The organism is Streptomyces sp. NPDC005878 (genome assembly GCF_040629815.1).
Classification (GTDB): Bacteria; Actinomycetota; Actinomycetes; order Streptomycetales; family Streptomycetaceae; genus Streptomyces.
The window spans coordinates 264,100-271,436 of the sequence record NZ_JBEXWK010000007.1; the positions used below are offsets into that span (position 1 = coordinate 264,100).

A 7,337-nucleotide genomic window follows, 5' to 3' on the forward strand; every position below is an offset into this window, starting at 1 on the left:
GGCCCGTCACGGATCCGTCAGCCGGAGCCGTCCGGCCCCTGGAAGGTGGTGAGGACCGAGCCGACGCACACATGCGCCAGCCCTCCTCCGCCCGCGCTCCCGCACGGCTCGCCGCGGCTCTCGAAGGGCACGGCCCACAGCAGCCGGCCGGTCGCCGGGTCGAGCGCGTGCAGCCCCCACGTCGGCCCGCCCAGGGCGAGCCGGTCACTGCCCGGCTCGGGCCCGGTGGCGTACAGGTGTCCCTGGTGGAGCAGCGGCGGCCCGTCCACCGTCCCGCCGAGCCGCCGTACGTCGGTGCGCAGCCAGCGGGTGCGGCCCGTCGCCGCGTCCAGGGCGTTGACCTCCGCGTCCGAACCCGCGTGCACCAGGCCGCCGGAGGCCCGCGGGGTCACCGACACCGCACCGGTCACACCCCGGGACCACAGGGTCGTCCCGGTCGCCAGGTCGACCGCGCCGACCGCCTCGCCCCTGGCGAAGTAGCCCGTGCCTTCGGCCCCGGGGTGGGCGTCCGGCCGGGGCGCGCCGCCCGCGAGGGTCGTCTCCGCCCGGCCGTCGGCGGCCCGCAGCACATGGAGCGGGCCGCCCGCCCCGTGCCCGCCGGGGCCGTCCGACGCGGCGGGGGCGGAGGCGGCGACCGCGAACCGGCCGCCCGCGTGCCGTACCGCCGTCACCGCGGCGGGCGTCCCCTCGTGGTACCAGAGCCCCTCGCCGGTCGCCGGGTCGTAGCCGTACGCCCGCCAGGGCAGCGCCCGCGCGGCCTCCACGAGGGAGTCGTACGGCTCGTACGTGACCAGGCACGCGACCGCGTCGCCCAGCGCGAACAGGCCCCGGGAGCCCTCCGGTCCGGCCGCACCGGGCAGCGGCGAGGACGGCGGGCGCAGGCCCTCCAGGCGCGGATCGCGGGTCTCCCAGCGGGTGTCGCCGGTGGCGGAGTCGAGCGCGGCCAGGACCGGGGCGGCGCCGGGCGCGGTTCGTACGACATGGACCGTGTCGGTGCCGTGCGGCACGACCTGGGTGACGCCCTCGGCGTCCCGCCGCCAGCGGACGGCGCCGGTGGCGGGGTCGAGGCGGGTGAGAGAGGCCGCCTCGTGGACGTAGAGGGCGTCGCCGTGGCGCAGGAGGCCGGCGGGGGCGGCGCCGAGGTCGCGGGTCCACAGGGCGCGGCCGCGGGGCCAGGAGGCCCTGTCGCCGGCCGCCGGGTCCTCGGCGCCGTCCGCCCGCTGGGCGACGGCGGTGGAGATCGCGGCGGCGGCGACGGCGCCGGAGGCGGACCACAGGAGGAAGCGCCGCCGGGACGCGGGGGAGTCGGCCGGGGCGGCGGAGGCGGGCGCGTCGGGGGCGGGCGCTGCCTCGACCAGTTCGGCGGTGGCCTCCTCGTGCTGGCGTATCAGGCCGGTGACCGGCTCCCGCTCCCACCAGGGCTCGCGGGCGCCGCGCTCGGCGCACCAGGCCAGCGCCTCGTCGACGGTGGGCCGCTCGGCGGGCTCGCGGGCCAGGCACCGCCCCAGGAACTCCCGCCAGTCGTCGTCCGGTACGCCGTCGAGGTCCGGCGCCTCGTGGAGCGTGCGGTGCAGGACCTTGGGGGCGCTGCCCGCGCCGAACGGGTTGCGGCCGGTGGCGCAGAGCGCGAGCAGCCCGCCGAGCGCGAACACGTCGGCGGCCGGGCCGGGTTCGCCTTCGCGGGCGAGCCGCTCGGGGGCGATGAAGCCGGGGGAGCCGACGGCTGTTCCGCCGGTGCCCTCGTCCGGGGCGCCGCCCGCGATCCCGAGGCCGACGACCTTCGGCCCCTCGCGGGTCACCAGGACGTTGGCGGGCTTGAGGTCGCGGTGGAGGAGGTGCGCGGCGTGTACGGCGGCCAGCGCCTCGGCCAGCAGGGCGCCGAGGGCGGCGAGTTGCCGGGGACCGAGGGGGCCGAGCGCGGAGACGGCCTCGGAGAGGGCGGGGCCCGCGGCGTACGCCGTGGCCAGCCACGGGGGTTCGGCGTCCGGGTCGGCCGCGAGCACCCCGGCGGTGTACGGGCCGTCCACGGTCCCGGCCGCCGCCACCTCGCGGCGGAAGCGCTCGCGGAAGCGGGGGTCGGCGGCGAGGTGCGGATGCACGGTCTTCAGGGCGACCAGCCGGCCGGACGCGGTGCGGGCGAGGTGTACCTGGCCCATGCCGTCGTCGCCGAGCAGGGCGACGAGCTGGTACCCGCCGATGTTCCGCACCGCACCTCCCCAACGTCCCTGACCTTGTGGTCGTCAGGATGTGCGACGCGACGGGGGCCCCGTCCGGTTGCGTCCCCAGGGTGTCCTCGGCAGGTCGGGAGGCAGGTCGAGCGGCTTCCGCGCTCCTCGGGCGCGCCTCCGGATGCCGTGATTCCAGGGGAATTACGGGGCGTCGGGCGCCCAGACCCAGGGTTCCGGGAAGGGAATGGGGTGGGGAAGGTCACCCCACCGCGCCCGACCTCCGTACCGCCGCCAGGTCCTGGGCCGAGGCCAGCCCCCCGTGGTACAGCCGCACGTCCGTCGCCCCGGCGGCCGCCGCGCGCGCCGCGTCCTCCCCCAGCGCCCCGGGCCGGCCGCCCATCCCCGCCACCACCGTGAAGTTCGCCGCCACCACCGCCCCCTCGGGCGCGTGCTCCGCGAACGGCCGCAGCAGATCCACTCGGCCCCCCGCGCACGGCACCACCACCCCGTCCGCGAACCCGAGGACCCCCGCCGCGTCCACTCCCGCGTTCGCCCCGCACCGGTGCACCCCGGGATCCGCGTGCAGCAGCACCTGGAAGCCCGGTTCCGCCGCGTCCCGTACCGCGCGCACCACGTCCTCCTGGAACGCACGCGCCACCGAAGCCCGGTAGCCGACCGTGGCGTCGAGGAGCTCCTTCCCGTCCGCGCACGGGCCCTGCGCCCACACCGGCTCCAGCGCCCCCCGCACCCGCGCCGCCAGGCGTTCCGCGTCCAGACCCGCCTCCCCGTACCCCCGCCGGCAGACGTCACAGAAGCACAGGGACATCAGATACTGGGCGGTGTCGTCGAGCGGCACCCCCGCGGTCTTGTCGTGGGCGTGCAGATGCGCCAGGCCGTACCAGCCGCAGGACTCCAGTTCCGTCCCGCGCGCCCCGGGCCGTACCGCCGCCTCCGCCGCCAGGGCGATCAGGTAGGCGCGGACCTCGGGCCGCGCTATGCAGGGCGCCCAGGGGTAGCGGTCGCCGTAGGCGTTGACCACCGACGTTCCGGGATGCTCCGCGCCCAGGCGGGAGTTGTGGGCGAGGACGACCCAGGAGTGGACGTCGAGACCGGCCGCGGCCAGCGCCTCGGCGGCCTCGCCGTAGGCGTCGCCGGGCGCCCACCGGCCGGCGGGGTACGGCCGCAGCGCACGGCCGGACCAGCGCCGTTCGTCCACGGGGTACAGGACCGCCGCGTGCTCGGCGGTGACCACCCGGTGGCGCGGGTGGTGCGGGGTCAGCGCCCGGGTCGCGTGGTAGGCGGCGGCGAGCGTCACCTGTCCCGCCCCGAGGCCGGCGATGCGCGCGGGCGCGTCCGGGTCGCCGATCACGTCCCAGGGGTAGAGGAACACCGACGCCTTCACGCGCCCGCCCCGTTCCGTACCGGCCCGTCCTCCGCCAGCAGCGCACGCCCGCGCTCGATCAGCGCGGCCAGCTGCTTGACGTGGGCCGCGTCGGGCTCGCTCAGCGGGGGCCGCACCTCGCCCACGTCCAGACCGGACAGCCGTACGCCCGCCTTGACCAGCGAGACGGCGTAGCCGCGGCCCTGCTTGCGCAGCTCGACGAGCGGCACGAAGAAGCCGTCGAGGAGGCGGTTCACGGTGGCGTCGTCGCCGCCGGCCAGCGCCCGGTGGAAGGCGAGAGCGATGTCCGGGGCGAAGCAGAAGACCGCCGAGGAGTAGAGGGTGACGCCGATGCCCCGGTAGGCGGGGCCGGTGAGTTCGGCCGTGGGCAGCCCGTTGAAGTACAGGAGGGCGTGCTCGGGGGCCTCGCGGCGGACCGTGCTGACGATCCGCTGCATCAGGTCGAGGTCCCCGACGCCGTCCTTGAGGCCGATGATCTTGTCGTTGCGGGCCAGTTCGACGGCGGTGGCGGGTGTGAGGACCGCGCTGTCGCGCTGGTAGACGATGACGTCGAGGGAGGTGGCGGCGGCGAGGGTGGTGTAGTGGCGCAGCAGCCCCTCCTGGTCGGCGACGACGAGATAGGGCGGCAGGGCGAGCAGTCCGTCGGCGCCCGCGTCCTCGGCGAGCCGGGCGTACTGGACCGCGAGCGCCGTCCCGTACCCGGCGCCCGCCACCACCGGGACGCGGCCCGCGGCCTCGGCCACGGCGGCGGCCACGCACGCGTGGAACTCCTCCGGGGTGAGCGCGTGGAACTCGCCCGTCCCGCAGCAGGCGAACACCGCGGCGGCGCCCGCCTCGATGCCGCTCCTCACATGCGCGCGGAAGGCGTCGAGGTCGAGGCCGCCGTCCGGGCCGAAGGGGGTGACCGGGAAGAAGAGCAGGCCGTCCAGGCGGGCGGCGAGCGGGGAAGGGTTCTCGGGCGTCACGGGCGCTCCCAGGGCAAAGGCCGTCGGCACGGGCCGTCGTGCACAGTTCTGATCGGCGTCTATATTTCTGAACGCCGCCACGCTAAGGCAGTCCGCCGACGGGGGTCAAGACGCGCACCCCCGGCGTGCGGGTGTTTTCAGCGGACATCGGACGAGTGCCGGTAGGTGGCGCATCCGGGCTTCCTGGCACGGCCCGGTGCTCCGCGTCCCCCTTGACGGGCCCGGAGGCCGCTCCCTAGCGTGTCCACGCATATGAATGACATCCATAGAGATGTCCATTCGGCTCCCTTCCGCGCCCGCACCGCCCGCCCGGACCGTTCCGACCGCCGCACCGAGGAGATTCCCCATGCCCGCTCCCCGTACCGTCCTGCTCACCGGCGCCGCCGGGGGACTCGGCACCCTGATGCGCGGACTGCTCCCGGCGTACGGCTACGACCTGCGCCTTCTCGACGCGCGGGCCGTCCCGGGCGAGCCGGACGCGATCACCGCGGACCTCGGCGACCGGGACGCGCTGCGCGAGGCGGTCCGGGGCGCCGACGCGGTGCTGCACCTCGCGGGCATCTCGCTCGAGTCCACCTTCGACAAGATCGTGCGGGCCAACATCGAGGGCACGTACAACCTCTACGAGGCCGCGCGCGAGGAGGGTGTCGCGCGCGTGGTCTTCGCCTCCTCCAACCACGCGGTCGGCTTCACCCCGCGCCCGCACGGCGCGACACCGCTGCCGCGCGAGGCCCTGATCCCGGTCGACACCCCCCGCCGCCCCGACACCCTCTACGGCCTCTCCAAGGCGTTCGGCGAGGACCTGGCGCAGTTCTACTGGGACAAGCACGGCCTGGAGAGCGTCTCGGTGCGGATCGGCTCCTGCTTCATGGAGCCCACTTCCGTACGGATGCTGTCGGTCTGGATGAGCCCGGGCGACGGCGCCCGCCTCTTCCACGCGGCCCTCACCGCCGAGAACGTCGGCCACACCGTGGTCTACGGCTCCTCCGCCAACACCCGGCTGTGGTGGGACCTGTCGTCGGCGCGGGCGCTGGGGTACGAGCCCGAGGACGACTCCGAGCAGTACGCCGAGAAGCTGATCGTCGAGCAGGGCGACCTCGACCCCGGCAACCCGGACCACGCCTTCCTCGGCGGCCACTTCACCACCGACCCGCCGGTGTGGCCGTACTGAGGTGGGCGGGAGCGGGAACGGGGGCGGGAACCGGGGGCGGGCTCGGGCTCCGGGGGCCGGGTCCGGGGGCGTCCCCGCATTGGCGGGACGTTCAAGGAACCGTAAAGCCGTGCCGCTCGTTTCCGGGGCATGACCGCAATGACACCTGGCTCGAACCTTCCGCTCCCGGCCGCCCGCGTGGCGGTGGACGTCTCCGCCCCGGTGCGGCTCGACGTGTCGGGCCTGTTGCTCACCGCCGACGGCAAGGTGCGCTCGGACGACGACTTCATCTTCTACAACCAGCCCTCGGGCCCCGGCGTCACCTACCGGTCCGGCGGCGGCACCGCGCCGGACGCGATCGTGGTGGACACCGCGGCGGTGCCGCCCGGCATCGAGAAGATCGTCGTCACCGCCAGCCCCGACGCCGCGGGCCAGACCTTCCAGGGCATCGAGCCCACCGCCACCCTGCGCAACGCCGACGACGGCAGCGTGATCGCCACCTTCACCCCGCCGCAGCTCGGCGGCGAGACCGCGCTCGTCGTCATGGAGGTCTATCTGCGCGGCGGCGCCTGGAAGGCCCGCGCGGTCGGCCAGGGGTACGCGAACGGCCTGGCCGGCATCGCCACCGACTTCGGCGTCTCCGTCGAGGAGCCGCAGCCCGCCGCCCCCGCCGCCGCCCCGGCGGCCCCGGCCGCCCCCGTGACCGCGCCCCCGATGCCCGCGGCCCCTCCGGCCCAGGCCCCCGCCGCGCCCGCCGCCGCGGCCGGCGGGAAGATCAACCTGGACAAGGGCCGGGTCAGCCTGCAGAAGAACCAGACAGTCTCGCTGGTCAAGGGCGGCCGCCCGCTGCTCTCCCAGGTCAAGATGGGCCTCGGCTGGGAGCCCGCGTTCCGGGGCAAGAGCATCGACCTGGACGCCTCGGTGATCGCGTACGGACCGCAGCGCAACCACCTGGACAGCTGCTACTTCGGCAAGCTCTCCATCCTGGGCGGCGCGGTCAAGCACTCCGGCGACAACCTCACCGGCGAGGGCGCGGGTGACGACGAGGTGATCGTCGTCGACCTCGGCCGCATCCCGGCGGACGCCACGGGTCTTGTCTTCACGGTGAACTCGTTCTCCGGCCAGAAGTTCACCGAGGTCGCCAAGGCGTACTGCCGACTGATCGACGGGGCGACGGGCGAGGAGCTGGTCCGCTTCGACCTGACCACCGCCGAGCCGCAGACGGGCGTGATGATGGCGAAGCTGATCAAGCAGTTCTCGGGGGAGTGGGAGATGACGGCGCTGGGGAGTTTTGTGAAGGCGCGGACGGTGAGGGGGATGGTGAAGCCGTCGGCCGAGGCCCTCTGAGGCCCCCGGCGCCCCCCGGCCGGGGGTTCGTCTGCGGGCCGGTGGTGGGCTGCTCGCGCAGCTGGTCGGCCGGGGGTTCGACTGCGGGCCGGTGGTGGGCCGGTCGCGCAGTTCCCCGCGCCCCTGGTCGGCCGGGGGTTCGTCTGCGGGGCGGTGGGTGGCTGCTCGCGCAGTTCCCCGCGCCCCTTCGGGGCCCGGTGGTCGTCTGCGGGTTGTCTGTGGCTGAGCGCGCAGTTCCCCGCGCCCCTAGCCACCTAGGGGCCGTCGCGTTGCGGGGGATGAAGGCGAGCTGGGTGGGGAGGGCG

5 protein-coding genes are annotated in these 7,337 nt (G+C 75.7%); 2 read left to right on the forward strand and 3 right to left on the reverse strand.

Annotation, left to right across the window (positions count from 1 at the left end):
• Positions 1-17 precede the first annotated feature (17 nt).
• The 3 genes from ABZ404_RS14795 to ABZ404_RS14805 form a co-directional block, all read right to left on the reverse strand.
• Positions 18-2,207 (reverse strand): PQQ-binding-like beta-propeller repeat protein, encoded by a 2,190-nt coding sequence (locus ABZ404_RS14795; RefSeq protein ID WP_358990447.1) that lies wholly within the window; start codon positions 2,205-2,207, stop codon positions 18-20.
• Positions 2,208-2,427: 220 nt separating this feature from the next.
• Positions 2,428-3,570 carry a hypothetical protein gene (locus ABZ404_RS14800; protein WP_358837338.1) on the reverse strand — a complete coding sequence of 381 codons (1,143 nt, stop codon included), beginning with the start codon at positions 3,568-3,570 and terminating at the stop codon, positions 2,428-2,430.
• The gene (locus ABZ404_RS14805) at positions 3,567-4,535 is read right to left on the reverse strand and encodes a 5-dehydro-4-deoxyglucarate dehydratase (protein ID WP_358837339.1); all 969 of its coding nucleotides are present in this window, start codon (positions 4,533-4,535) and stop codon (positions 3,567-3,569) included. The genes ABZ404_RS14800 and ABZ404_RS14805 overlap by 4 nt, the downstream gene beginning before the upstream one ends.
• A gap of 346 nt (positions 4,536-4,881) precedes the next feature.
• Between ABZ404_RS14805 and ABZ404_RS14810 the strand changes: the two genes are divergently transcribed.
• Positions 4,882-5,706 carry an NAD(P)-dependent oxidoreductase gene (locus tag ABZ404_RS14810; RefSeq protein ID WP_358837340.1) on the forward strand — a complete coding sequence of 275 codons (825 nt, stop codon included), beginning with the start codon at positions 4,882-4,884 and terminating at the stop codon, positions 5,704-5,706.
• Positions 5,707-5,835: 129 nt separating this feature from the next.
• Entirely contained in the window at positions 5,836-7,032 is a 1,197-nt protein-coding gene (locus tag ABZ404_RS14815) for a TerD family protein (RefSeq protein ID WP_358990450.1), read from the forward strand.
• Positions 7,033-7,337: the final 305 nt, after the last annotated feature.

Bases quoted from the DNA above. Each gene is read 5' to 3' on its own strand.
- ABZ404_RS14815 (WP_358990450.1), top strand. From the start codon at position 5,836: ATGACCGCAATGACACCTGGCTCGAACCTTCCGCTCCCGGCCGCCCGC.
- ABZ404_RS14810 (WP_358837340.1), top strand. From the start codon at position 4,882: ATGCCCGCTCCCCGTACCGTCCTGCTCACCGGCGCCGCCGGGGGACTC.